Here is a 23,698-nt window from a genome sequence, read left to right on the forward strand (position 1 = left end):
GCTTACGTCTCCTCTCTTCCAACCGCTAACCATTCCCTGATCCTTGGTACGATTTGATCGAGATGCATATGCTCGATCTTCGGCCCAGGCAGCGAATACAAGAAATACTTACCATAGTACGTATCGATAACGCGGGTATCGTAAATAAGTACAATTCCCCGATCATTCGCCGTTCGGACAAGCCGCCCGAACCCCTGCTTAAATCGGATCACCGCTTGCGGTATAGAAAGCTTCATGAACGGGTTCTGCTTCTGCTCCTGCAGCATCTCCGACTTTGCCTCTACGAGCGGATGGTTCGGCGGTTGAAACGGCAATCTGACAATGGCCAGGCAGGTCAGAGCCTCCCCGGGTATGTCCACCCCTTCCCAGAAGCTGCTCGTCCCCAGCAGCACCGAAGCGGTCTGCTGCTGGAAGCGCCTGGTCAGCTTGCTCCGGTTACCGCTGTCAATGCCTTGTGCAAGCAATTGAATGCCGCTGGGGGCCAAGGCTTCCTTGAGTGGCTCGTAGACCTGCTTCAGCATACGATACGAGGTGAACAGGACTAGCATTCTTCCTTTGGTCTCCGTCGCTGCATCGGCTAGCGAGCGTATGAGCATTTCGTTGAATTGCGGGTCGCCAGCCGCCCCTTTCAATATGGGGAAATTGCGCGGAATACATACCAGTGCCTGTTCCCTGAAATTGAACGGAGACGGAAGCTGCACGGTTTTCAGCCTTCCCCGCTCCTCTTCCTGCAGCAGCCCGAGCTGCTCACTCGCATATTGAAACGATTTCTGAACCGATAAAGTTGCCGACGTAAGCACCACGCTTTTCTTTGCATCGAAGAAGTAGGTCCGCAGTTGGCCGCTTACGTCTGCCGGCACGGCATACAGATGAACCGATTTGGCGCGAAAATTGTTATTGGCTTCCAGCCAATAAACAAACTCCTTTTTGTCCGCTTTCATGAAGGCACGAAGATCGTCGCGCGCACGCATCAAATCCTTGACCGTGCCGCTTAAGTCGGTAACCAGCGCTACAACCGCTTGCTCATTGAGCTCGTCCTTCATCTCCGTGAACATCTTATCCAGCGCGCGGACGATTTTGTTCAGATGGCCGTGAACGACTTCCTCGACGCTCTGAGCATCCTTCCAGCTGCCCGGCAGCTTAGCGGATCTTAGGCGCAGCACGAACTGACCCGCTTCGCCGGATGAATCCTGAGCCCCGCTTCCCATTAAAGAGAACAGCGTTTCGAACAAACGGTCCCAATCATCGCGCAGCTCACCGAATACCGGCACCACATCGTCGATCGTTTCCCGCCATGCCTCGCTTTTCTCCGCGTCTTCATTGTTCAGTTTATGTTTAAGCTGAATCAACAAGCCGTTGCGGGCGTCCTTGCACAGTCTTGCAATTGGATGATTAACGGAATGATACGATAATTGCGTCCCCAAATGCTTGCCCGCCACTTCTTCCAGGTGATGGGCTTCATCCACAATGAGATGCTCATAGCCAGGCAAGAGCCGGTGATCGGCCCGGATATCCGTGAACAGCATGGAGTGATTGGTAATGACGACATCAGCTAAATTGGCTTCCTGCTTGGCGCGGTGATAATAACACCGTTTGAACCATGGACAGCTGCGGTTTAAGCAGGAGTCGGCGTCGCTTGCAACCGTTCCCCAGAAATCGGCGCCTTTATTGCCAAAGTTCAGCTCCTCCTGGTCGCCGTTATCCGTTTCCCCAAGCCATACGACCATCTGCGAAGCGGTTATACGATCCTCATTCGGTGAGCTGAAGTCCTTGGTGACGACTTTACCTTCGAACTTGCGCAAACATAAATAATTGCCGCGCCCTTTGAAGACCGCGGCCTTGAATGGATAAGGGAGTACGGATTGCAATAACGGTAAATCCCGTTGTCTAAGCTGTTCCTGAAGATTAATGGTATGGGTGCTGACCAGAATCTTTTTGTCCATCTTCACGCCGTAATAGAGCGCAGGAATGAGATAACCGAGTGATTTGCCCGTTCCTGTACCTGCTTCAATCATCAAATGCTTGTCCTGCTCGAAAGCCTCAAGCACTTCCTGAAACATAATATTTTGCGGTTCGCGTTCTTCATAATTCGGAATGATGGCTCGAAGGTTGTCTTTCATATGAGCAAGAAAGTCGGGGAACGTCCATTCTCCTACTGATTCTGCCTCTCCTGCACCGCTTCTTGGCGGCTCCTCATCCGTCCAGTCGCCGGTATTCATGGCGAATTGACGAAAGTAAGCATGGGCGCCCGGATCCACGGACGAAGAGAGCTCCCGCTGAACGGCAATTTCCTGCACAAACCAGCCTAAGTCATCAATATCATCCCCGAGTAAGATGGTTAGGCGTTGAAGCGTCAGTAGCGGAAGCTGTTCCAGCTTCCGGTAGCACAGCGCAAATAATTCACCGGTCGCAATAGCATCGCTGTCCGCACGGTGATGCTGATCATGTGCGATACCAAAAAGCTCCGTGACGGCTCCCAGCTGGTACGTTGTCAGCATCGGATACAGAATGCGCAGCAGATCGATTGTATCCAAGCGTCTCCCGGCGAAGGGCATATACCCGCAGCGATCGAGCGCTTGATTCAGAAAACCGGCATCGAATCCGACATTATGGGCAACCAACACGGCGTCATCCAGCAGCGGTATAAGCTCAAGCAGTACATCTTCAGCAGGCGGGGCATCTTCGACCATGGATTCGTCGATACCCGTCAGCTGCGTAATAAAGGGTGGAATCGGAATCGTGGGCTTGACGAAGCTGCTGAACGTACGAACGGTCTGCATATCCTCGTCAAGCAGCACGAGCCCCACTTGTATGATTTCATCGCCGGCACTATGTCCGGTCGTTTCCAAATCCAGTACCGCATAATTCATCCGAATTTCGATCCTCTCCCAAATTCTAAAGCTGCCCACTCCCAAAATATAGAGATAAGTGCCCCTGATCATGCTGCCGGCATGAATTCAAATTGGAGAGCGGGTCGGTAAAGGCGGGGTCGGTCTCATGAGCCTTCAAGAAGTATCTCTCCGCCTGCTCCAGATTCATCCTTACGGCCTGTATGCAGCCCAGCGCATTATAGCCGAGCGCCTGCCATTTGGGATGATCTGTCAGCTCCACAAGTAGTTGAAAATGGCGCTGCGCCTCCAGCCATTCCTGCAAATGCATATAAGTCATGGCTAGGAAAAGGCGTGCTCCATTGTTGTCTGGCGCACAATTGACTGCTTCCTGAAAATGTTCCGCGGCATGACGGAACATGAATAGCTTGAAGTATCCCTGGCCTTTCATGATCGCAGGGATCTCCTGGCCGTTGGAATCCGTCGTTGACAGTGAAATAAGATTAGGCGGAGATGAAGCGGAAGCCGTTTGAATACAGCCGGAAGCATGCGGCTGCGCCGATTGCCCCTTCTGCTGCTCCTGAACGGGTTTGTCGGCAGCGTCAAGCTGCTGCTCCCGAAAGTCAGCCATTTTTTCCTCAAACTGCAGCCATTCTTCAATAAATGTGTCACTTATTGATTTTAACATGGAAAGTTGCTCGGTGTATTGTTTCTTTTGTTCAAATGCTGCATGCGGATAATGAACCATAATGTCGTCAAGCATTTCGTGCATCGTTGCGAATACATGCCGGAACAATAGCCTGCACCTCGCCTTCGCTCCAAAGTTGAGTGAATTGTTATGCTCATTCTTTGCGCGGGGCATGGTTTTCATACTCCATGGCAATCGTTACACAAGTTTGGGATCATCATTAGGCTGTGGCCAGGCCGTTATATTATGGTGGCGTGAACTTCCTCGTTCATCGTCTCCACCGGACGGTTCGCTTCGTCCAGAATAACAACCTTTGGCTTATATTGGCGGGCTTCCTCCTCCGTCATCATGCCGTATGAAATGATAATGACGTTATCGCCGGGCTGAACCAGCCGGGCAGCCGCTCCGTTTAAGCAGATGACACCTGAGCCTCTTGGCCCGGGAATAACATAGGTTTCAAGCCTTGCTCCGTTGTAATTGTTGACAATTTGAACCCTTTCATTGGCCCAAATATCGGACAGCTCCATTAAATCCTCGTCAATGGTTATGCTTCCTACATAATTCAAGTTAGCCTCCGTCACAGTGGCCCGGTGCAGCTTGGATTTCATCATTGTTCTAAACATGACTTACACCTCCATGGAGTCCAGCAAGCGGTTATCGATCAGCCGCGTCTTGCCGAATTTTACAGCGAGCGCGACGATAAGTTTATTCGGGTAGCGGGATAAATCGGCATCAGCCGGAGGAACCGTTAGATCGGGATATTCCAATATTTCCGCATAATCAATGTCAGCCAGCGGCGCCTTCGCAATTGCTTGGCGTATTCGTTCCCCAAGCTGCTGCGCCGTAATCCCCGGTTCTTTCACCCATTGCTCTGCAGAAGCCAGCGCTTGAGACAGAACGACGGCTTGAGCCCGCGCCTCAGGGCTTAGATAGACGTTGCGCGAGCTCATCGCAAGACCATCGGCTTCACGCACCGTGTCGCACGGCACAATCTCAACTGGAATATTCAAATCGTATACCATTCGCTGGATAACGGCTACCTGCTGCGCATCCTTCATTCCAAAATAAGCACGATCAGGCTGTACGAGATGGAATAGCTTGCTTACAACCGTGCCAACTCCGTCAAAATGACCTGGGCGGGACGCTCCGCACAGCCGCTCGGTGACCTGATTGACAAGGACGCTCGTGAGCGGCTTCGAAGGATACATCTCCTGAACCGAAGGCATGAAGATGAGATCGATGCCGTTTTTTTCCGCCAATTCGATATCACGCTTCGCATCTCTGGGATATTGATCATAATCTTCATTAGGGCCAAATTGAAGCGGGTTGACGAATATCGATAATACGGCATAACCGCACTCCGTTCTCGCCCGGCGCATCAGACTGGCATGACCCTCGTGCAGATAACCCATGGTCGGCACCAATCCGATCCTGCCTTCCGAGGCCTCACGGCGATACTGGCGAATCGTGCGCTTCAGTTCTTCAATCGTGGTAACAACAATCATGCTTGTTTCCCTCCGCTTGTAGGACGATCATCAGAAGCTGGCTCATGAGCCGCAGAACCGGCACCGTATAAGTGTTTAACGAGCTCCTGATCCATCGGGAATGAATGCTCTTCTTGCGGGAAGGCCTTCGATTTCACGTCGGACACATACGCGCTGATCGCGCTGCGAACCGTCGTACCCAGATCGGCATACGTCTTAACGAAGCGCTTCGCCCGATAAGGTGATGAATATTGGAGGATGTCATGGTACACGAGCACCTGACCGTCACAGCTGCGCCCTGCTCCTATGCCAATGGTCGGGATTTTCAGTGCAGAAGTAATCGCCTCCCCGAGCGGCTCGGTGACCAATTCCACGACAATAGCGAACGCGCCGGCGGCTTCCAAAGCGAGGGCATCCTCGACCAATTGCTTTGCTTCCTGCTCTAGCTTGCCCTGCACCTTATACCCGCCAAGCTGGTGAACGGATTGCGGCGTAAGTCCAATATGGCCCATTACTGGAATTCCGGCTTGAACGAGTGCAGCTACCTCTTCGGCGATGTCTGCGCCGCCTTCCATTTTGACCGCATGAGCATGCCCTTCCTGCATGAGCCGCGCAGCATTGCGGAGAGTCGTTTCTTTTCCAAGACGGTAGGTCATGAAGGGCAAGTCTGCGACGATGAACGTCTGCCTTGCTCCGCGCGCCGCAGCGCGCGTATGGTACACCATGTCGTCCAGCGTTACCGGTATAGTTGTATCGTAGCCAAGCACGACATTGCCAAGCGAGTCACCGACGAGAATGACGTCAATACCCGCTTCCTCGGCCAACTTGGCGGATGGATAGTCATAAGCTGTCAGCACCGAGATCGGTTCGCCGCTTTGCTTCATTTTTTTCATTTTTGTAATCGTCAATGGTTGTTTCATTCTTCTCGTCCCCCTATGGGTTTAGGATAAACGCAAAAAAACCTTTTAGCCGCCGCTAAAAAGGTCCCAAACCAAAAAGGAACAACCCTCGCGCTTGCAAGCTTCCTTCTGTCTCGGTCCCTAACGGCTCAGAGCAGAATACGCAATGCCTTGCTACTACCATTATGTCGATAAATCGGGTCTGTTACTCTAAAGGCGCTCCGTCTTGAGGTGTGGTTCGCGGCTGCGATACCACCCTGCAGAGGCCTCTAATCACGATCAGTATAGCAGAAAACCGCTATATCGTCTATCCGCGGACATCCGGCGGCCCGCTTGTCACAGCCGAAAAGACATTGACTTGTGACCCGTCAAGCTTCTGTACAATAAGCGCGCCGCTCTCGCTGAGTCCGATTGGCGTTCCTTCAACTACTCCCGCAGGCGTCGTCAGCTTTACGGGCTTATGCAGCGTGACCGACAAGGCTTCCCACAAGGTCTGTATCGGTGAGAACCCTTCCTGCTGATAGAGCGTGTAGAGAAGCTCGAATTGACGGAAAAAGGCCGCGATGACCTCAGTCCGGTCTAACTCATTTCCCTGTTCAATCCGGAGCGACGTCGCAATACCGCGAAGCTCTTCCGGATAATCCTCCTCCGTCAAATTCACGCTGATCCCGATTCCGGCTATTATGTACCGGATCCGCTCGTCTTCAGCCGTAGATTCCAGCAGGATGCCGCTTATTTTCTTGCCGTCCACCAGCAGATCATTCGGCCACTTGATTCCGATATCCAGCGTTGTGAGCTCCTTCAATGCACGGCATAAGGCAACAGCGGTAAGCAGAGTTAGCTGCGGGGCGAATTGAAGGGAAAGGCTAGGGCGGAGAATCACGCTCATCCAGACTCCTTTGCCCGCGGGCGAAATCCAATTGCGCCCCATTCTGCCCCGGCCATTGGTTTGCTGCTCCGCGATGACAAGCGTGCCTTCCGCTGCTCCATCCTCAGCTAACTGCTGGGCAGCATTATTCGTCGAGTCCACCGAGTCCAGCAGCTTAACGGAACATATGAACGACGTATCCTTAAGCTTGGTCAAGAGCTCGGACAAAATCAGCTTGGACGGTTTTCCCGCCAGCCGGTAACCAAGTCTTCGGGAAGCCTCGATTTGATAGCCAAGCTCCTCCAGCTTCTTGATCTTTTTCCAGATGGCCGTCCGGCTTATGCCGAGCTCCTTGCTGATCGTCTCACCCGAAAGATATTGCCCGTCTTGCTGTTCCAGCATTTCGATAATCCGGCTGCTCATGTCTTCTCCAACTCACTTTCGTTTTCTTTCATGAAAGCCAGCAGTGACTCCCGGTCGTTCCGTACATGTCCATGGATAACGGCCCGCAGCAGCCCTTGAAGCAGCTGACCCAGCCATGGCCCTTCCGGCCGCTGAAGCAATCTGACTGCATCCGCGCCGCCAATTGCAAGCTCTCGCAGCGACCTTATAGGCATGTCCGATAGCCATTGACCGAGCTTGACTACTAATCCTTCAGCCGCAATTATTTCGAATGACCGTTCTTCCTCGGGTGCAAGCAGCTGAGGAATTGTACGCACCGCCGTTAGCCACGTGGAAGCATTCCCGATCCCTTCCCGAATAACCGTATCCAGCCATAGCTGACGGAGCTGTTCCTCCGAGCGATTCCCGTCTAATGCATGGTCAAGCTCTATTCCCATTAAATTCCCAATGCGTACGGTGGCGGCTAACGCGGCTTTGCGAACATTCGAAAACTTGAGTGCTTCCGCCAATTGAAAGGCATCCTCCGAGGTCAATCCCAGCGCTAGACATAGAGAAGTCCACCTTGTATCGGTTTCACTTAGCTTCTCCAACTCTTTCATGGCCATCACCTGATTATGCCGCGGTTCAGGCAGAGGCGTTGAAGCCTCCTTCTCTCCTGACAAGATCAGGAGCGTCTGCGGCAGCGGCACCTTTGTATGATGAAGCAATCCGCTTGCTGCAAACAAAGCGGCAGCCCGATGTGGATGGCTGCCGCTGATCATTTTGTCCGCTTCTGCACCTATCCGTTCCATAGCCACATGCTGGAGAAGCGCTCGATGACGTATCAAAGCATTCCATGTGCCCATCTCAAACCGTAGACGAAACTCAGCTGCAAACCGGATAGCTCTCACCATCCGCAGGGCGTCCTCTTGAAATCTCGCATCCGCCTCGCCTACGCACCGCAGTGTGCCATGACGCAAATCATTTAGCCCGCCGAACGGATCCACGAGCTGACCATTACCGCGCATAGCCATCGCGTTGATCGTAAAATCGCGTCTTAGCAGATCCGCCTCCAGATCGGTTACAAATTGAACCTCTGCCGGCCGGCGGAATTGCTCATAGGCCGATTCCTTGCGGAAGGTCGTGATTTCATACACGCCATTGCCCGTCATCACCGTGATCGTCCCATGCGCGAGCCCTGTCGGCACATGACGGGGAAAGAGCGCCATCACCTGCTGCGGCTCAGCAGACGTTGCGATATCGACATCCTTAAGCTCACGCCCCATCATCGTGTCCCGCACGCAGCCGCCGACGAATACTGCCACGTACCCATGCTCCTCCAGGAGATGAAGCACCGGGAGCGCTTCGTTTAAAGCTTTATTCAAGCGCATAGCGCTCCCTCCTTCAATCCGATCATTCTTAATCGCATACCGGCTGCGGAATATTGGCTTCGATTCCAAGTACCCGGTAGTAAATCCGTTCATATTCAGCCGTAATGAGGTCGTTGCAGAATTGCGTTCTCGCTCTCTTCAAGCATGCGTCGCGGAACTGCTCGTAAAGCCGTTCGTTCTGAAGCAGCCGGATCGCGTTCTCCGCCATGCTGTCCGTGTCTCCGATCGGAGACAAGTAACCGGTCTCTCCGTGTGTGACGAGCTCCGGAATGCCTCCTGCTTGAGAGCCGATCGTCGGCACGCCGCATGCCATAGCTTCCAACGCTACGAGACCGAAGCTTTCCTTCTCGGAAGGAAGCAGCATCAAATCCGCGATAGAGATCACATGTGCGACGTCATCCTGTTTGCCTAGGAAGTGCACACGATCTTCAAGTCCCATACTCCGAATTTTATGTTGGACCTTCGGCAGATCCGGTCCTTCTCCGACCAGCAGCAGACGGCTTGGAACCTGCTTTGCCACCTTGGCGAAGACATCCACGACATCGCTGACTCGTTTGACGGGACGGAAATTCGAGATGTGCATTAATATTTTTTCGCCGGGTCCGACATAATCATTGCGAAGAGACGCGCAGCTGCGCGGATAATAGATGCGTTTATCAACAAAGTTATAGGTCAAATCAATTGGCTTAACAATATCAAGCAGCTCGCGCGTTTCGCGGATCAAGTCATTCGATACAGCCGTAACCGCATCGCTTGAATTAATAGCCAGGCGGATTAAATCCTTCAAGGTCTCATCCTGCGCCAAAACCGTTATATCCGTGCCGTGTAGCGTGGTCACCGTACGTAAGCCGTCGCCCGCCATCTGCTTCGCGAGAAACGCACATATGGCATGCGGGACCGCATAATGAACGTGAAGCAGATCTAGCTGCTGCATCTTGGCTACCTGGGCCATCTTACTTGCCAACGACAAGTCGTAGGGCGGATAACGGAATACATAATAGTCGTTCACTTCGACTTCATGATAAAAAATATTTTTATGAAATTGTCCCAACCGGAACGGGACACTATGGGTTATAAAATGAATTTCATGTCCCTTCTCTGCCAAAAGCTTGCCCAGTTCCGTCGCCACGACGCCGGAACCACCCAATGTCGGATAACATGTTATGCCGATTTTCAGAGGTCTAGCCACGTAACCACCTCCATATGCGCTCTCTAGTGTAATTTATATGCGTCCGGTGACGAATTCTGACATCACGTTAAAATAAATTGACCGGCTGCGGTCGTTTAATGGCGAAGCCCTCGGCGTACGCCCACTGGCGTGTCTGGCCGAGCAGCAAATCCCTGGCTTCCACCCGCTCCACATAGCGGTCTGTCAGCGGGGTTTGTACCCGGTCTTCTCCACCCGCCACTTGCTCAAATTGAGAACGGTAGGCGCGAAGAGCGCTAATTTTCTGATCATAATGACCGCTCACATCCACGATAAGGGAAACGTCCGAGCTGTCATTAATATAATAAAAGAGAAGCTGCTCGACATGAACAGGTGGAAGCTCCGGCAAATATTTGCGCAGCTTGGCATTGAATACAGCTTCTTCTACCAGCCTGCTGCACGCGCCATGATCCGGATGACGATCCGCCCAATAGGGAGCGAATACAATGCGGGGACGCAAACGGCGAATTTCCCGGACGATGGCTTCTATTTGCTCAGCCGAGCCTGTTAGACCCCGGTCAGGCAGCGCTAGACAGGATCGGTCGTATAGACCCAGCACTGCGGCAGCTTCCGCCGCCTCCTGCCGCCTGATCTCCACTGTGCCGTTCGATGACATCTCCGCTTCCGTCAAGTCGCAGATAGCCACACGATAACCGGCCTCTACATGTTTAGCAATGGTGCCGCCCATACCAATTTCCACATCATCAGGATGAGCGCCGAAGGCCGCTATATCGACATATTCACTCATTACACTTCTCCTGGTTTGTATTTGTGTACAAGCTCCCGCCATGCGAAATCGCCGCGCTGGAGCGCCTTAACGAGCAGCTCGGCCGTTGCAACGTTCGTCGCGACCGGAATACCCTGCACATCGCAGAGCCGCAGCAGTGCGATAATATCAGGCTCATGCGGCTGCGCCATCAGCGGATCGCGCAGGAAGATGATCAGATCCATCTCGTTCTGCGCGACCAGCGCCCCGATCTGCTGGTCGCCGCCAAGCGGGCCGGACATGAAGCGGTGGATCGATAACCCGGTGTTCTCCATAATCCGCATTCCGGTCGTTCCGGTTGAATACAAGGTATGCCCATTAAAAACGGGCTCATAAGCGATTACGAAATTGACCATTTCTTCTTTTTTGCGGTCATGTGCGATAAATGCGATGTTCATGATGTAGTTCCCCTCTCCCGAAATACCCGTCAATCAAACGTATTAATCCATAATGTGCTCAAAACCGTAGATAAGTCCGGTATAGGTCATCACTTTTTTCACGGCAACAGCTACACCCGGCATATAACCTGCGCGCTCATAGGAATCGTGACGGATCTTAAGTGTTTGACCGAAGCCGCCAAAAATAACTTCCTGCTGTGCAAAGACGCCCGGCAGTCTTACGCTATGTATGCGAAAGCCGTTGTAGTAGCCGCCGCGCGCGCCCTCGATCGTCTCTTCTTCTTTAGGATTACCCTGACGAAGCTCCTGGCGAACCCCGGCGATGAGCTCGGCCGTCTTGATCGAAGTTCCGGAAGGCGCATCCAGCTTCTGGTCGCCGTGATATTCAATAATTTCGAGATGCGGAAAATATTTGGATGCCTGCGCGGCAAATTGCATCATGAGAATGGCGCCGATTGAGAAGTTCGGTGCGATAAGCCCTCCGATTTCCCGTTCCTGACAAAGCTTGTCCAGCTCTTCGATTTGCTCCGGGGTAAATCCCGTCGTCCCGATTACCGGGCGAACACCATGCATGATGGCGGTTTTTGTGTTCCCGTAAGCTGCTTGTGGTACCGTGAAATCAACGAGCACATCCGCGCGCGCGTCTGAAAGAGCGGTCTCCAAATCAGCCGCCACGGTAACGCCGCAAGGCTTGACGCCGACCATCGTACCCGCATCGATCGGCCCCGCGGAGGGACTGACTGCGGCAGCCAGCGTCATGTTCTCATCCTGCAGCACCATCTTGACTACTTCCCGGCCCATCCGGCCTCCGGCCCCAATAACCGCCACTCTTATCGTATCTGTCATGATTTGATCACCTGTTCCTTCTTCTATTTCTTCTATTGGATCCCTGCCCCTGTTTCCGCCCTTTCCGCGTCACATCGGCATATAGCCTTCGAGCGGCAGAATGCTGCGGGTCAAGCCGAATCGCTTCTTTGGCAAATTCAGCCGCTTGCTCGTAGTCCGCAAGCGATTCATACAGCGCGCCCAGCAGAAGCAGCGCCTCTAGGCTTAAGGGGTCCAAGTGGACCGCAAGGCGAAGCTTCGTGATCGCGCCTTCCGAATCGGGGGGCGTCATCGCCAGAAGCGCTTCGGCTTCCTGTGAAAGCAGCTTTGCTTGAACGGTCTGCAAATGGTAATGATATTCCTCATGATCCCCGTTAAGCTTGACGGCTTGCTCGGCATAATGAAGCGCCTTCGGCCATTTGCCGCTGCGGGCGCATGTTATCGAGCATTTATAATGATAATCCGCCTCTTGCGGGGCAAGTGCGATAGCTTCCTCAAACCGCATAACGGCCAGCTCGTAGTCTCCATTAAGGATGGCTTCATAAGCTTTTTTCATGCTGCTTTCTCCGTTCATCTGCCCATCCTCCTTGTACACAGGTGATGGTACAGCATATGTAGGGAGCTTGTTTACGGTTCGACGTTTTTTGGTGTCCAGCGATTCGCATCCCGGGTCGCGAATTTATTCATCACCCGATTATGCGCTTCCGTCATATCTATTCCTAGCGAGTTGGCAAAGCAGCATACAATGAATAAAATATCGCCCAGCTCCAGCTCGATCGAATTATCCGCTTCATCCAGCTTCTTCGGCTTCTCGCCAAATTGGTGGTTCACCTCGCGCGCCAGCTCGCCGACTTCTTCACTCATGCGGGCAAGCATGGAAAGCGGGCTGAAATACCCCTCTTTGAATTGTGAAATATAACGGTCCACCTCGCGTTGGATCTCCGCAAGCGATTTTTCGGCCATGATCGGTCGCAGTCCTTTCTGTCCTCATATTCTCTCCATATGTTATCGTAAAGCGCAATCGAAAACAATGCTTTTCGATTGCCCTCAAATCAGCCATACTAAGCCATACAATCCATCTTCGTTCCTGAAAGGAGCTAAAGCCATTGTGAACAACCGATTGTCAGCACTGCTGCGTACTCTGCCGCTCGTGACGGTGGGTACAGCCATTTATGCATTTGGCCTTCACTACTTCATTCTTCCGAATCAATTGATGGAAGGAGGCGTGACAGGCGTTGCCGTGCTCTTGAATTATGCCCTTGGCTGGCCGCTTTGGGTATCGACGCTTGTCTTGAATATACCTTTATTTATCATTGGATGGAGGATCCTGGGGTTTGGTCCGATGAGCTACTCCATATACGGAACGGTCTCGCTCTCGCTGTTCCTCGCTTTGATCGAGAAATGGATCGAGGCGGGCTGGATTGTCCCTTTCCAAACATCGAATGATTTCATTTTGGCCGCTTTATACGCGGGGGTTACGCTCGGGGCTGGCCTTGGCATCGTCTTCCGGTTTGGAGGCACAACGGGAGGGGCGGACATTCTGGCCCGGATCGGCTCCAAAATGCGGGGCTGGAGCATGGGCCAAATCATTTTGACCCTTGATGCCGTTATCATCGCCATATCGTTGTTATACATCCCAAAGGAGAAGGTGCTCTATACGCTGGTAGCTGTCTTCATAGCATCCAAAATGATTGACTTTATTCAGGAAGGCGCCTATGCCGCCAAAGCATTCTCCGTCTTCACTGACCACGGGGAGCGAATGTCTGCGCTCATCACTAAGGAAATGGAGCGGGGCACGACGTTGTTTGAAGCAAAAGGCGGGTATTCGGGCAACAAAAAGCAGGTCCTCTACTGCGTCGTCGCCCGCCATGAAATTAGACGGCTGAAGACGTTAATACGCAGTATCGACCCGCTTGCTTTCATCGTGATATCCGATGTGCACGACGTGCTTGGAGAAGGTTTCAAGGAAGAATAATAGGACATGAGCTGTGCATCGTGATCGTTCACGATCCATCAGCGGCGGCGAGCCTCATCAGAGAAGCCGGTTGGCGGATAGGCCGCCCCGTGATTCTGATCGAATCGATACCTTCTCCAGCCGGCATAGCCCAGTACGCCGAGCACGAACGCCGAAATATACATGGTGGCCAGCTGCTCTTTGCCCCTCCGCGCATCACGGATCGTTTGCGGCAGCATTGCAGGAAGCGGAGCTTCGGCCACAGCAGCATTGGTAACGAAAAGCGCTTCAACCGTCTGATCGAGTGCTATGAAAGCACCTTCGACAAGGCGCTTGTGTTCCTTATGGCTCGAAGCAAAGGCCAGAATACGTTCCGTGCGCTCAATTTGGTCATAGAACGCGCGAACCTGCTCCTGCGGGCGCCCCATGAGAGCCGCCACCTCGATCCGCTTCGAATGAAGCTGAAGAACATTCAAATTCGCCAGTGCGGCCGCCGGCCGGTCGATACCTTGTGCAGACCAAGCTTGGCGCATCCGAACAAGGTCGTTCTTCAACACCTCGCGGTATTGCAGCCATAACGGCGCCTTCCGGAATAAAGCATCGGCAGCGAGTTTCAATCTCGCAGCTTGCAAATATGCCGCATTCCCCTTATCATCGCTTAATGCCTGTCTGGCATCGCGTAAACTACGGTCGAAAGCCTCCCAGCCTGGCAGATTGCCAATATTGCGGATTTCCGGCTTGGCGGCAGCTTGCTCCAGCCGGTTAACCATTGAATAAGCAAGCTGGCGATTGCCGGCATTAGCTGCGGCGTATACTTGGTCCGCTAATTTGACGAAGAGCGCATCCGCTCTAGCGGCCGTCAGATCCGGCGACTTTGAATTAGGAACCTCGGCCGCCGCCGATACCTTGTCCCAACTATAACCGCCAATCGCCACCGATAATAGAGCAGCGAATAGTAATGAGATTATCGACCTTTTCACAAAGCATCCCCCCATACTAATGTATGAGGGGATGTCCTAATTTAGACTTCTTGAACGCTGGGCTAGGCGAATAGCAAGCACGGTCAACAGGAAACTGAATAACGTCAGGCCTACTGTGAAATTCCGAACGTCCGGCAGAATATCATCCAGCACCTGCGGAAGCCAGGGATAAATGTAGTACGAATAATCGATCATATCATTCAAGAACAGCCAGCATGCCGCCCCGAATGCCGCGGCAACGCCATAGGCGAAGAATCGGGTGAACAGCAGCGCTTCGATGGCCATCGCCAGATGAGAGGCGATCAGCATATAATTCTCCCATACCATCGGACTGCCTTTCATGGCGCCCGCAATAATCATTGCAACGGCCCAAATGCCGTATTTGATCGATGTCACGACGCCCAACGCTTCAATTGCTGAGCGCAGAAACTTTGCAGGTCCCGTCAGCGCCCGCTTCGGAGGGAAGAGCAGGTACAGCAAGGCCAATGTAAAAAACAAGCTTGCCGTCGGACTATCCGGAACGAATATGAGCTGCCATGCCGGATTATGCTCATAGGTTTCGATTAGCTGATCGCCGTACCAGATATAACCGTATATCGTGCCAAGCGCGTTGACGGTAAACAGCAGCCATAGAAAGGATCTGTTCATCAGCAGCGCACGGCTCCAAAACCATGATAGGGTCGACATGGACAACTCTCCTTAAAAAAAACCTGATCGCAGATTACGATCAGGTTTTGCGTTTGCTTATTCGGCCGGCGCTTTTTGCTTGGCCATCCAAGTAGAGATTTGCTCAATCTCGTCGGCGGAAAGCTGGTCTTTCTGAGCCGGCATGTTGTTCTTGCCGTTCGTAATGATATCGACGATCTCCTCTTTCGAGTGACGATCGCCTACGCCATTAAAGCCCGGAATACCTCCGCTTTCATTGCCTTTCATATCTGGTGCGTGGCAGCCCAGACAACGAGCCTTCAGAATATCCGTTACGGGATCATTCTTGTCCACGATCGGAATCGCAGCAGCTTCTTCCTGGGTTCCGCCTTCTCCTTGGCCTTTCTCAGCCGCTTCGCGAGCTTTCTCTTCGCGAAGATGATGCTCAGGGATCGTGTTCGTTTTCTCAAGCTCATGCGTGTAATGATCCCACGATTGCTTCGTAAGATAGAACAGCGAGATAAGTGACAAGAGCATAAGAATCGACGTGATCGGACGTTTGTAGAAGCGGCGCTCTTTACCGGTATCCAGGAACGGCGCTAGCAACAACGCACCGAATGCAATACCCGGAATGCCGATCGTTCCGAGAACGACATAGTCTTGCGCTACATACGGATATTTCAAAAATTGATACAGGAACAAGAAGTACCAGTCCGGCATCGGAATAAATGCCCCGTTCGTCGGATCCGCCGGGTAACCGAGCGGTGCCGGCTCCGCGATCGTCAGAACGAGGAAGCCGACGAGAACAACGACGCCGACCATCCATTCCTTCAGCAGGAAGTTCGGAATGAATGCTTCCGACTTACCCGGATAAGCCGAATAGTCCGGCGGTACTGTATCGTATCCGCCTGGTTTCTTCTTTACCCTGGAATCGCCGACGAATACGACTTTTTCGTTCGATTTGTGGCCGTGTGCCATTCGCAAATTGCCTCCCTTCGGCTTATAGTGGTCCCGAAATGCCTTGCTTCCGGATCATAAAGAAGTGAGCCGCTAGAAGCGCAAGGAGCGCGCCTGGCAAGAAGAAGACGTGAATCGCGAAGAAGCGCGTCAGTGTTTCCGCACCGACAATCTCGCCGCCCTGCATCAATTCTTTAATGTAAACACCGATATACGGAACGGATTCCGCAATCTGAATACCGACCTTCGTAGCAAAGTATGCTTTGTTATCCCATGGAAGCAGGTAACCTGTGAAGCCCAGACCGAGCATGATGAAGAAAATAAGCATCCCGACGACCCAGTTCATCTCGCGAGGCGCCTTGTAGGAGCCTGTAAAGAAGACGCGGAGCGTATGCAGGAACATCATGACGATAACTAAACTTGCGCCCCAGTGATGCATACCGCGAACGATACCGCCGAAGGCGACCTTGTGCTGCAGGTAGTCGACGCTCTTGTAAGCGTTGATGATATCTGGCACGAAGTACATCGTCAGGAACATACCGGACAAAATTTGAATAACCGTGATAAAAAACGTCAGACCGCCAAAGCAATACACGAATGCGGAGAAGTGGTGCGCAGGGTTAACGTGCTCCGGCACTTCATGGTCGGCCACGTCCCTCCACATCGGCGTAATATCGAGACGTTCATCAATCCAGTTGTAAACACCTTTAAACATCTGAGCCTACGCCCTCCTTTATTGTACCCGTGTATTAGGCTTGACCGGTCCAAGATAAACCCAGCCATTCTCGCGCTTCAATTCGTATTCGTCAAGCGGTTTCGGAGCGACGGTCAAGTTTTTGCCGTCTTTCGTATAGTGAGCGTTATGGCAAGGACACACGTATTCATTGTTCTTTTCCGTGTTCCAAGTGATCGTGCAGCCTAAATGCTTGCATATAGGCGAGAGCGCAAAGAAGTTTCCTTGATCATCTTTGGAAATCCATGCGGACAGCTCAGGATCGCTCACATACCAACCGTCGACCTGGTGAATTTTGAATTTGAACTCCTGCGGCTCGTTCGTGATCTTGGATTCCTCGACCACTTTAATGTATGTACCGCTTTCTTTCTTTTTCAAAATCGGATCAACCGCAAAGCGAATCATCGGCAGCGCCATGCCTGCCGCCATGAATGCGCCCGCGCCTCCGAGCGTATACGACAAAAATTGACGACGGGACATTTCGTTCCGTTTCACCGATTTATGCGCTTTTTCGTGTTGTTCGTGGTTACTCATCTTCTGTTCTACCCCCTTTGCCAACCATATCTTGCGTCTTGCCCACCGGCAAAACGTATGACGAACTAGGACATTACCTATAATAGCCTAGGTGCTTTGGAGCGTCAAGAATACGGTGGCACATAATCACAACGGAACAAAAACGGTTTTTTAATTTGTTATCATTTTGTCACATTTGACCTCGTCTGGGATTTGTTTTTCCCCATCTAAGGATGGCTTATTCACCCGATAACCGATTCCAGCTTATTGACCCAGCCAAATTCTTCTTACGGCTTCGCTCACGGTCTCGGCTGCCGGCGGCAAGCCATCCGTGCTTGTCCCGAATAGCAAATCCGCTGAAGGGATGAGCTCGCTGCGGGGATCCACCGGGAAAGCAGCCGCGATAATGACATACCGGAACCCCGTTTGCTTCAGCTTCGCGCATATCGCTTCGACCTGCCTGCCCGCGTTATCGGTCAGGTCGCCGTATTGGCATGCCGGATACGTCACGATTCTTCCTTTGAACGGACTTTCAATCTGGTACAGCACATCCCGCAGCCGCTCGAGAGCTTCGGTCGCTTGAAACGGCATCTCAGCTCCTGTCAAGCCGGTTACCGGCAGCACCGCTGTATCCAGATAAGGCTGCAGCTCAGCCCATTGATCAGGAGATAGCTCGCTAAATTTCATATTCACCTGTCCTTTACGTCAGTCAACATCCCTATTCTGCCTTAACATTCTCTAATCCTATCACATTCGTTCATGCAAAAAAAAGACCCCTTATTCGCATGCGGATCGCAATCCGGGCGAATAGCAGGTCTTTATGCGCCATTAGGCATACAGCGTTTTTAATTCGTCTGTCAACCGATGGAACGTATCCTTATCTCCTGATGCCAATGCGTGATCAATCGCTTGATACAATCGGTCCGTTCGATATTTTAAGACAGCCTCGTCAAGCACCATTTCTGCGACAAGTCCAAGCATCGCCTCGTACGATACTTTCATTTTGTCCATAGGATACACCTCCAAGCAATTCGGTTAAAGAGATCCTATATTCATTTCCTTGCGCCACAAACGCTCTTCATCGTCCTTCTCCCACGATGCCCGTCGTCTTTAGATGTCCGTTCATAGTCGACTTAAGCAGGCGATGCAAGTGAAAGCATATAGGCTCAAGCATGTATTTCAATCTGTCCGACATACCGGCCTCTAGTAAATCATATTCAGTCTGGAATGCTGCCGTTGCGTACGTTTGCCCTTATGACAAGGAATGTGCCTCCGCCCATACGAGACGGGCAAGCAGGACGCCCCCCTCTCAATCCAACACAATAGCTTCCTCGTCCTCGAGATTAAGCCCGGCTATCACGGCACGTCCAAGCGGTGTCATGCGGATCACGCGTCCAAGCTCATGATGCTCGCCGATTCGAATCAGTCCCAGGTGCAGCATCATACCGCTCAGCCGTTGTTCGAAGATGGTCTCCGCGTTGTCGTAATAATACGGTTTGATGAATGGAGTCAGCGCATGCTTCAACGAGTCCGCACTCACCCAGCGCGTCGACAACTTATCGATCCAATGAACGAGTGAACGCAGATTCGGAATGGCGTTCTTATACAGCCGCAGCCAGAATCGGTAGAGCTTGTCCGGCTGCTCCGGTCTAAGCTCAGCCTGCCGCTTCATGCCTTCACTTGTCAGGCTGAGCACCAAGCCGGTTTCGGATATCCAGCCGTTGAAGTAGCAATAGTCATAGATGAACGACATCCGATTCGGGTATTCCTTCATTCTTCTGCCATATCCGAACCGCCATTCACCGCGGGCCGGAAGCAGCTCCCTGACGCCGAGCCGGTCAATAATTTGCAGGACCCCACGTTTATACATGGCACCTTCGGAGGTAAGCTGAACTTCGTTCTGATAAATGAAGGTGAGCATCTCCGATACGTCGCTGCCGAGCAGCTGCTGTTCATCGCGATAAGCCTGGGGGTCATCGTCCGCATAGCTAAGCTGGGCGCTGAATTTACGCTCAAGCGTTTCACGGAAGCGAATTTTCAAATCGGCCGGAAGCTGGAATAAATAGCGGTTGGGACCGGTAAAACCGTTGAACAGCCAGCCATATTGTTTGAACCGGGATATGGTTTCCCGCGGCCCGGTCTCAGGGATGGGTTGATTCTTTGCAGCCTTGGTCCGTTTGGTGCCCGTCCGTTTCGTTTTTGCATCCTTTGCTTGAGCCGTTGGATGTGCTGAAGACTCTGGAACCGGCTGAACATCGCCGAATTTGCTTTGCTGTACTCTAGCGATCAGTTCTTCCAAACTGAAAGCATCCCGGGGATCGAACAATAACGAGTTCATAAACCGCAGGTCTTCAAGCTTCATGGAACCAATCTGCGCTTCGAACACTTCTCTCCGGCCAACCGCCTGCAGGATGGACTGAATCAGCTCATTCTTGGAATGCCCGTTGCATTCACAACGGTACGTTGTGGCAATCCGGCTAAGCTGACCGATATCCGCATAACTGAGCATATCCGCCAAGTTCATTTTCCATCCTCCAATCCCTAACTATTCAATTACGTTTACCTCCATTATGGGAAGATTGTTGGCATTTAATAACAACTCCACAAAAAAAGCCGCCATATCGCAATTCATGCGACAGGCGGCAGTATGAGTATATCGGCACTAGCTTACCGGCTCTGGGGTTGTTCCAGGTGCAGCGTGCAATTGTGAAGCAGCGGCTCCCAGCCGTCTCCTGAGCGCTCCATGATCGAGTAGGCCATATTGCCGATCGGCTTATCTTCGAGCTTCTCGCACATGACACGGAGCAGCTGGGCGAGCAGACTGCCATGCGTTACGACTAGCAAATTCTGGTCTGGCATCCGCTTGTAGGCATCATTAATAAAATCGAGTGCCCGCTTCCTCACGGCATCATCCGTTTCTTGCCCGCAATCGGTCAAGCGCCAATCCTTTCCCCACTTTACAAGCCGTTCTTCCTCGGTCGTACCTTCAACTTCCCCAAAATACCGTTCACGCAGCCGCTCATCGCTGGGAAGCAGCGGGATGCCAAGCCGATCTGCGATAATTTGGGCTGTCTTGTGCGCGCGCAGCAAATCGCTTGAGATGACCGCATCCCATTGACGCAGTTCTTGGAACAACCGCGCCGCCAAAGCCGTCGCCTGCCGAATGCCCTCCTGATTCAATGGGATATCGGTCTGGCCCTGTATTTTCCCTAACGCATTCCAATCTGTCTTGCCATGTCGAATCAATCCGATCCGCATGCTGTCGCCCCCTCGCAACCGAAAATGAAAAATCTCCAGCAACGAGCTGCTGGAGCAACGCAAATCGCTCATACGGTCAGTGACGCGTCCGAGACAACCAATTTAGAGTAAGCAGTGTCATCACCATGCCAAGCAAGGATAAGGCAATCCAGTACTGCGGAATGGTGGGGACTACATTAAGTACAATAGGCTCGCTGATGCTGGCTACCGGCACGTCCGCATAGAAATCGTTCCCGATCAATGAAGCATCGCTGGCGGCATTCGCCGTCTCAAGCAAGCCTGTAAGCTTCGCTACTTCTATAGATGCAGAATCATCATTGCCCATCAGTAAGAAGAATAATCCGCATATAAACATCGCCATACAGCAAGCTATGACGGCAGCTGTATTGCGGCGGAATGATTTGGTGAATTGATAAGTTCGGCTTTGGACAGGCATAAACCAAGATTGCTCGGCATAAATCCGGTCCATGACTCCGCGGTTCACGTGATCGACTGGCCCGGTTTCATCTTCGTATTCGGAAAACTGGCGTATCAGCTGCTCACTTTCTTCCCATATGCGGAATTCTTCCCGACATTCCACACAGGTTAAAAGATGTTCGTCAACAGCCTGCCGTTCCGAATCGTCTTCTGGCAAATCCCAATAAACGCCGAAAGATTGCTGGACATCCAGGCATTTCATCGCATTTTCATCCCCTCGTGTTGTTCCAGAAACGGCGTATCGCCGAAATACGGCTCCAGCTGGACTTTCACGCTGTTGCGTGCGCGGAATAGGAGCGATTTCACGGAGCTGACCGTTTGACCGAGAATCGTGGCAATCTCTTGGTATTCCAACTGGTCGTACTCACGCAAAATAAGCGCCGAGCGCTGTTTCTCCGGAAGATTGTTTATCGCTTCACGCACCATCGTCATCCTCTCGCTTTGGAGCAGGCGGTGTTCCGGCCCAGAGTCCAACGAGGCTATCGGCATGATACTAATTTCATCAAGAGAAACATTTCCTGTCTTTTGCTTGCGAAGCTCGCTAAGCACCGTATTTCTTGCTATGGTATACAGCCAAGTCGAGAACGAAGCGTCTACCTCGCGAAACGAGTGCAGACTGCGATACGCTTTATAAAACGTTTCCGAGCACATATCCTCTGCGAGCAGCTCAAGCTTCGAGCTCTTCAGCATGTGATAGATAAAGGCAAGGATCTTACGTTGGTAGCGCCGCATCAATTCCGAAAAGAGCTGTACATTACCGTCCTTGATTTCGCGTATTAACTGGGAATCGGTCATTGCGGGCGACCCTCCTTGGCCTTCGGAGTCCATCCCAGTCCGGTATATAATTGTACCGAACCGAAAAGAAAAAGTTGCGCTCTCCGTTCAAAAAGCTTGAAACTTATGTATGCAATGTACAATAGGATACAATTCGAGAGATAAGTCCAAATTCCTGCTTCTTTCGACACACCCTAATTCAACCATAATTTTACAATCAGCAAATCCATTGTACCACGCCTGGATGGCTGACGGCCTAAAAATTTCCCAAAAGTTTCTATACCCTTCCTTACCCCTACATGAATCCTTACGCTGCAAAGCAAAAAAAAGACCGCCTCGAAAGGCGGCCCGCACAATGTGCGATGGATTTGGATAGGAGTGGAGAGAAACCATACTGTACTTTTATTATATGTATACGTTTTCATTTTGTCAATAAGCGTTTTCATTTCCTTCAAAATATAATTTAATCCATAAGAAAAGCCGGTTAGACAGTATGAATGGCCTGTCTAGCCGGCTTGTATCTTACCGCTGGTGAGCAATGAAGGATTCCCTGCTCATGGAGATCGGTCGTCTTCCTCATTTAAAAATGTGCGGGATAGCCGATTTGACCCAGCTTGGCAACGGCTAGGTCCAGGTCCTCCTGCGTTCGGAAAGACATCCGCAGTACGCCTGGAATGTCCGCACGACTCTCGATAATCTGCATGTTGCTCAAATTTATCCGGTCATTGCCGAGCTCCGTGGCAATTTTCCCGATGATCCCCGGATGATCGGGTACATCAACATAGCATTCGTATAAGGAATGAATCATGCCTTTACGGCGCTCTGGAAGCTGATTACGGAATTCGCCGGCTTCTTGAAAGGCACGCTCGATGCCGGCTCCATTCTCTTCTTCGAGCAATTGAATGAAGGCCGATATCTCCATGTTCCAATCCTGCAGCAGCCTGAGCAGGATGCTGCGGTTATTGATTAGAATATCGCGCCACATAACCGGCTCGCTGGACGCAATGCGGGTAATGTCCCGGAAGCCGCCTGCGGCCAGGACACTGTACAACGGATTAGAATCGTTGTAACGGCTAATTTGATTTACAAGCGCGACGGCGATAATATGCGGCAAATGACTAATGGCTCCGACAATATTGTCATGCTGCTCGGCATTCACATGTACGATATGCGCATTCGTCAGCTTGAGCAGACCCGTCAGCTTGTCGACTTCCTGCTGCGGTGTTGAAGGGTCCGGCGTCAGAACGTAGAATGCATTCTCGAACAAATACGAGGAGGCCGCTTCCACGCCCGAGCGTTCCCCGCCTGCCATCGGATGTCCGCCGATGAAGGTAACGCCTTCTTGCTGCAGCGCCCTGCCGCATGCCGCGACCGATACCTTCGTACTTCCCACGTCGGTAATAATACAGCCGAGCTTCAGCTGTAGTCGGCCAAGCTCGTTCAAATAGTCTTCCAGCGTGCCCACCGGCACGCACAGAAATATAAAATCCGCGCCTTCAGCCGCTTCGCGCATGGAGGTCGTCGCATGATCGACGACGCCCCTTGCCACGTATTTAGCCACGGATGATTCGCGTACCGAGTGACCGACGACCGTTAATCCCGGTTTGCCCTTGAAGCATAGGGCAAGGGAGCCGCCGATCAGTCCGACGCCGAATATTGCTATTTTTGTCAT

The 23,698-nt window shown here is 52.1% G+C and carries 26 protein-coding genes; 1 reads left to right on the forward strand and 25 read right to left on the reverse strand.

Annotated elements, in window-relative coordinates:
• Positions 1-2: 2 nt before the first annotated feature.
• The 13 genes from dinG to NNL21_RS04725 all read right to left on the reverse strand — a co-directional run bounded on the left by dinG (position 3) and on the right by NNL21_RS04725 (position 12,698).
• Positions 3-2,870, reverse strand: coding sequence for an ATP-dependent DNA helicase DinG (dinG, locus tag NNL21_RS04665; protein WP_204816257.1), 2,868 nt, complete (start codon positions 2,868-2,870; stop codon positions 3-5).
• Positions 2,871-2,895: 25 nt separating this feature from the next.
• Positions 2,896-3,690 (reverse strand): tetratricopeptide repeat protein, encoded by a 795-nt coding sequence (locus NNL21_RS04670; RefSeq protein WP_204816258.1) that lies wholly within the window; start codon positions 3,688-3,690, stop codon positions 2,896-2,898.
• 65 nt (positions 3,691-3,755) lie between these two features.
• The gene (gene panD, locus NNL21_RS04675) at positions 3,756-4,139 is read right to left on the reverse strand and encodes an aspartate 1-decarboxylase (protein ID WP_204816259.1); all 384 of its coding nucleotides are present in this window, start codon (positions 4,137-4,139) and stop codon (positions 3,756-3,758) included.
• A 3-nt stretch (positions 4,140-4,142) separates the two neighbouring features.
• Positions 4,143-5,021, reverse strand: coding sequence for a pantoate--beta-alanine ligase (gene panC / locus NNL21_RS04680; protein ID WP_204816260.1), 879 nt, complete (start codon positions 5,019-5,021; stop codon positions 4,143-4,145).
• Positions 5,018-5,920 (reverse strand): 3-methyl-2-oxobutanoate hydroxymethyltransferase, encoded by a 903-nt coding sequence (gene panB, locus NNL21_RS04685; RefSeq protein WP_204816261.1) that lies wholly within the window; start codon positions 5,918-5,920, stop codon positions 5,018-5,020. Before panB ends, panC begins: the two co-directional genes overlap by 4 nt.
• A gap of 286 nt (positions 5,921-6,206) precedes the next feature.
• The gene (locus NNL21_RS04690) at positions 6,207-7,190 is read right to left on the reverse strand and encodes a biotin--[acetyl-CoA-carboxylase] ligase (RefSeq protein ID WP_204816262.1); all 984 of its coding nucleotides are present in this window, start codon (positions 7,188-7,190) and stop codon (positions 6,207-6,209) included.
• On the reverse strand, positions 7,187-8,539 hold the full coding sequence (locus NNL21_RS04695) for a CCA tRNA nucleotidyltransferase (RefSeq protein ID WP_204816263.1): 1,353 nt from the start codon (positions 8,537-8,539) through the stop codon (positions 7,187-7,189). The genes NNL21_RS04690 and NNL21_RS04695 overlap by 4 nt, the downstream gene beginning before the upstream one ends.
• 28 nt (positions 8,540-8,567) lie before the next feature.
• On the reverse strand, positions 8,568-9,728 hold the full coding sequence (gene bshA, locus NNL21_RS04700) for an N-acetyl-alpha-D-glucosaminyl L-malate synthase BshA (protein WP_204816264.1): 1,161 nt from the start codon (positions 9,726-9,728) through the stop codon (positions 8,568-8,570).
• A gap of 67 nt (positions 9,729-9,795) precedes the next feature.
• Positions 9,796-10,494: a bacillithiol biosynthesis deacetylase BshB1 gene (bshB1, locus tag NNL21_RS04705; RefSeq protein WP_204816265.1), complete on the reverse strand. Its 699-nt coding sequence runs from the start codon at positions 10,492-10,494 to the stop codon at positions 9,796-9,798.
• Positions 10,494-10,910 carry a methylglyoxal synthase gene (gene mgsA / locus NNL21_RS04710; RefSeq protein WP_204816266.1) on the reverse strand — a complete coding sequence of 139 codons (417 nt, stop codon included), beginning with the start codon at positions 10,908-10,910 and terminating at the stop codon, positions 10,494-10,496. The genes bshB1 and mgsA overlap by 1 nt, the downstream gene beginning before the upstream one ends.
• Positions 10,911-10,952: 42 nt before the next feature.
• A complete protein-coding gene (dapB, locus tag NNL21_RS04715; RefSeq protein WP_204816267.1) occupies positions 10,953-11,756 on the reverse strand; it encodes a 4-hydroxy-tetrahydrodipicolinate reductase in 804 nt (267 codons plus the stop codon).
• 7 nt (positions 11,757-11,763) lie between these two features.
• On the reverse strand, positions 11,764-12,309 hold the full coding sequence (locus tag NNL21_RS04720; RefSeq protein ID WP_204816268.1) for a tetratricopeptide repeat protein: 546 nt from the start codon (positions 12,307-12,309) through the stop codon (positions 11,764-11,766).
• A 53-nt stretch (positions 12,310-12,362) separates the two neighbouring features.
• Complete coding sequence (locus NNL21_RS04725) at positions 12,363-12,698, reverse strand: nucleotide pyrophosphohydrolase (protein ID WP_204816269.1); 336 nt, start codon at positions 12,696-12,698, stop codon at positions 12,363-12,365.
• Positions 12,699-12,843: 145 nt separating this feature from the next.
• On the opposite strand from NNL21_RS04725, the gene NNL21_RS04730 reads away from it, so the two are divergent.
• On the forward strand, positions 12,844-13,710 hold the full coding sequence (locus NNL21_RS04730; RefSeq protein WP_256555048.1) for a YitT family protein: 867 nt from the start codon (positions 12,844-12,846) through the stop codon (positions 13,708-13,710).
• A 38-nt stretch (positions 13,711-13,748) separates the two neighbouring features.
• Here NNL21_RS04730 and NNL21_RS04735 read toward each other — a convergent pair whose 3' ends face one another.
• The 12 genes from NNL21_RS04735 to NNL21_RS04790 form a co-directional block, all read right to left on the reverse strand.
• Positions 13,749-14,669, reverse strand: a complete 921-nt coding sequence (locus NNL21_RS04735) for a sporulation protein YpjB (RefSeq protein WP_204816271.1) — start codon at positions 14,667-14,669, stop codon at positions 13,749-13,751.
• Positions 14,670-14,705: 36 nt separating this feature from the next.
• A complete protein-coding gene (locus NNL21_RS04740) occupies positions 14,706-15,356 on the reverse strand; it encodes a DUF1405 domain-containing protein (protein WP_204816272.1) in 651 nt (216 codons plus the stop codon).
• Between the two features lie 57 nt (positions 15,357-15,413).
• Positions 15,414-16,292: a c-type cytochrome gene (locus NNL21_RS04745; RefSeq protein ID WP_204816273.1), complete on the reverse strand. Its 879-nt coding sequence runs from the start codon at positions 16,290-16,292 to the stop codon at positions 15,414-15,416.
• Positions 16,293-16,314: 22 nt separating this feature from the next.
• Entirely contained in the window at positions 16,315-16,986 is a 672-nt protein-coding gene (gene qcrB, locus NNL21_RS04750; protein WP_204816274.1) for a menaquinol-cytochrome c reductase cytochrome b subunit, read from the reverse strand.
• A gap of 18 nt (positions 16,987-17,004) precedes the next feature.
• Positions 17,005-17,538: a QcrA and Rieske domain-containing protein gene (locus tag NNL21_RS04755; RefSeq protein ID WP_204816275.1), complete on the reverse strand. Its 534-nt coding sequence runs from the start codon at positions 17,536-17,538 to the stop codon at positions 17,005-17,007.
• Positions 17,539-17,781: 243 nt separating this feature from the next.
• Positions 17,782-18,204 carry a DUF2487 family protein gene (locus NNL21_RS04760; RefSeq protein WP_204816276.1) on the reverse strand — a complete coding sequence of 141 codons (423 nt, stop codon included), beginning with the start codon at positions 18,202-18,204 and terminating at the stop codon, positions 17,782-17,784.
• Between the two features lie 141 nt (positions 18,205-18,345).
• On the reverse strand, positions 18,346-18,528 hold the full coding sequence (locus NNL21_RS04765; protein ID WP_204816277.1) for an IDEAL domain-containing protein: 183 nt from the start codon (positions 18,526-18,528) through the stop codon (positions 18,346-18,348).
• 298 nt (positions 18,529-18,826) lie between these two features.
• Positions 18,827-20,041: a hypothetical protein gene (locus NNL21_RS04770; RefSeq protein ID WP_204816278.1), complete on the reverse strand. Its 1,215-nt coding sequence runs from the start codon at positions 20,039-20,041 to the stop codon at positions 18,827-18,829.
• Positions 20,042-20,184: 143 nt separating this feature from the next.
• Complete coding sequence (locus NNL21_RS04775; RefSeq protein ID WP_204816279.1) at positions 20,185-20,775, reverse strand: histidine phosphatase family protein; 591 nt, start codon at positions 20,773-20,775, stop codon at positions 20,185-20,187.
• 76 nt (positions 20,776-20,851) lie between these two features.
• Positions 20,852-21,454, reverse strand: coding sequence for an anti-sigma factor (locus NNL21_RS04780; RefSeq protein ID WP_204816280.1), 603 nt, complete (start codon positions 21,452-21,454; stop codon positions 20,852-20,854).
• Positions 21,451-22,047, reverse strand: coding sequence for an RNA polymerase sigma factor (locus NNL21_RS04785; RefSeq protein ID WP_204816281.1), 597 nt, complete (start codon positions 22,045-22,047; stop codon positions 21,451-21,453). Before NNL21_RS04785 ends, NNL21_RS04780 begins: the two co-directional genes overlap by 4 nt.
• Positions 22,048-22,606: 559 nt before the next feature.
• Positions 22,607-23,698, reverse strand: a complete 1,092-nt coding sequence (locus NNL21_RS04790) for a prephenate dehydrogenase (protein WP_204816282.1) — start codon at positions 23,696-23,698, stop codon at positions 22,607-22,609.

Origin of the sequence: Paenibacillus mendelii, from assembly GCF_024498075.1 — a bacterium.
In the GTDB taxonomy this organism is placed as follows: domain Bacteria; phylum Bacillota; class Bacilli; order Paenibacillales; family Paenibacillaceae; genus Paenibacillus_Z; species Paenibacillus_Z mendelii.

Excerpts from the sequence above, each read along its gene's own strand:
- NNL21_RS04770 (WP_204816278.1), bottom strand. The coding sequence starts at position 20,041 with ATGAACTTGGCGGATATGCTCAGTTATGCGGATATCGGTCAGCTTAGC.
- panC (WP_204816260.1), bottom strand. The coding sequence starts at position 5,021 with ATGATTGTTGTTACCACGATTGAAGAACTGAAGCGCACGATTCGCCAG.
- NNL21_RS04695 (WP_204816263.1), bottom strand. The coding sequence starts at position 8,539 with ATGCGCTTGAATAAAGCTTTAAACGAAGCGCTCCCGGTGCTTCATCTC.
- panB (WP_204816261.1), bottom strand. The coding sequence starts at position 5,920 with ATGAAACAACCATTGACGATTACAAAAATGAAAAAAATGAAGCAAAGC.
- NNL21_RS04720 (WP_204816268.1), bottom strand. The coding sequence starts at position 12,309 with ATGAACGGAGAAAGCAGCATGAAAAAAGCTTATGAAGCCATCCTTAAT.
- NNL21_RS04790 (WP_204816282.1), bottom strand. The coding sequence starts at position 23,698 with ATGACAAAAATAGCAATATTCGGCGTCGGACTGATCGGCGGCTCCCTT.
- dapB (WP_204816267.1), bottom strand. The coding sequence starts at position 11,756 with ATGACAGATACGATAAGAGTGGCGGTTATTGGGGCCGGAGGCCGGATG.
- NNL21_RS04690 (WP_204816262.1), bottom strand. The coding sequence starts at position 7,190 with ATGAGCAGCCGGATTATCGAAATGCTGGAACAGCAAGACGGGCAATAT.
- dinG (WP_204816257.1), bottom strand. The coding sequence starts at position 2,870 with ATGAATTATGCGGTACTGGATTTGGAAACGACCGGACATAGTGCCGGC.
- bshB1 (WP_204816265.1), bottom strand. The coding sequence starts at position 10,494 with ATGAGTGAATATGTCGATATAGCGGCCTTCGGCGCTCATCCTGATGAT.
- NNL21_RS04780 (WP_204816280.1), bottom strand. The coding sequence starts at position 21,454 with ATGAAATGCCTGGATGTCCAGCAATCTTTCGGCGTTTATTGGGATTTG.
- NNL21_RS04760 (WP_204816276.1), bottom strand. The coding sequence starts at position 18,204 with ATGAAATTTAGCGAGCTATCTCCTGATCAATGGGCTGAGCTGCAGCCT.
- NNL21_RS04785 (WP_204816281.1), bottom strand. The coding sequence starts at position 22,047 with ATGACCGATTCCCAGTTAATACGCGAAATCAAGGACGGTAATGTACAG.
- NNL21_RS04755 (WP_204816275.1), bottom strand. The coding sequence starts at position 17,538 with ATGAGTAACCACGAACAACACGAAAAAGCGCATAAATCGGTGAAACGG.
- panD (WP_204816259.1), bottom strand. The coding sequence starts at position 4,139 with ATGTTTAGAACAATGATGAAATCCAAGCTGCACCGGGCCACTGTGACG.
- NNL21_RS04670 (WP_204816258.1), bottom strand. The coding sequence starts at position 3,690 with ATGCCCCGCGCAAAGAATGAGCATAACAATTCACTCAACTTTGGAGCG.
- mgsA (WP_204816266.1), bottom strand. The coding sequence starts at position 10,910 with ATGAACATCGCATTTATCGCACATGACCGCAAAAAAGAAGAAATGGTC.
- NNL21_RS04725 (WP_204816269.1), bottom strand. The coding sequence starts at position 12,698 with ATGGCCGAAAAATCGCTTGCGGAGATCCAACGCGAGGTGGACCGTTAT.
- qcrB (WP_204816274.1), bottom strand. The coding sequence starts at position 16,986 with ATGTTTAAAGGTGTTTACAACTGGATTGATGAACGTCTCGATATTACG.
- NNL21_RS04775 (WP_204816279.1), bottom strand. The coding sequence starts at position 20,775 with ATGCGGATCGGATTGATTCGACATGGCAAGACAGATTGGAATGCGTTA.
- NNL21_RS04740 (WP_204816272.1), bottom strand. The coding sequence starts at position 15,356 with ATGTCGACCCTATCATGGTTTTGGAGCCGTGCGCTGCTGATGAACAGA.
- NNL21_RS04765 (WP_204816277.1), bottom strand. The coding sequence starts at position 18,528 with ATGGACAAAATGAAAGTATCGTACGAGGCGATGCTTGGACTTGTCGCA.
- NNL21_RS04745 (WP_204816273.1), bottom strand. The coding sequence starts at position 16,292 with ATGGCACACGGCCACAAATCGAACGAAAAAGTCGTATTCGTCGGCGAT.